Here is a 411-nt window from a genome sequence, read left to right as displayed (position 1 = left end):
GTCCCACCATTGACCGTGTACTGACTGATCCGCGACCCCGGCACAGTCGACTTCTCCCACACATCCAAGGCCTTCCCCGAGAACCGGTTCACGAACGTCGCGAACCCACCGCTCTCCCGCACCTCCCACTGCTGGTTCACACCATCCTGATCGGTGTACTGCGCGATCGTCGCACCATTCGCCGCGTTCCGCTCCCACACATCCAACACCAGATTCGAATGCCGAGCCTGAATCCGGAAGAAACCCCCACCGGAATCCACGAACCGGAACTGCTGACTGAACGCATCCGTACGACCGGACTGCACCAACCCCGCACCCGTCGCCGTCGAACCGCCCTCAATCTCGAACACCAACCCCGACGACCGCGACTGAATCACATACCAAACCCCCACATCAGGAGCCGCCGAAGCG

1 protein-coding gene is annotated in these 411 nt (G+C 61.8%); it reads right to left on the bottom strand.

The window, feature by feature from the left end; genetic code table 11:
- The coding region (locus tag K3N28_RS23195; RefSeq protein ID WP_255640310.1) for an RICIN domain-containing protein at window positions 1-350 on the bottom strand (350 nt) is incomplete at its 3' end.
- Window positions 351-411 lie beyond the last annotated feature (61 nt).

The sequence above is a fragment of the Glycomyces sp. TRM65418 genome, from assembly GCF_019710475.1.
In the GTDB taxonomy this organism is placed as follows: Bacteria; Actinomycetota; Actinomycetes; order Mycobacteriales; family Micromonosporaceae; genus Glycomyces.
Note: the sequence above shows the minus strand (reverse complement) of the source record. Positions and strands in the feature narration are given on the sequence as shown.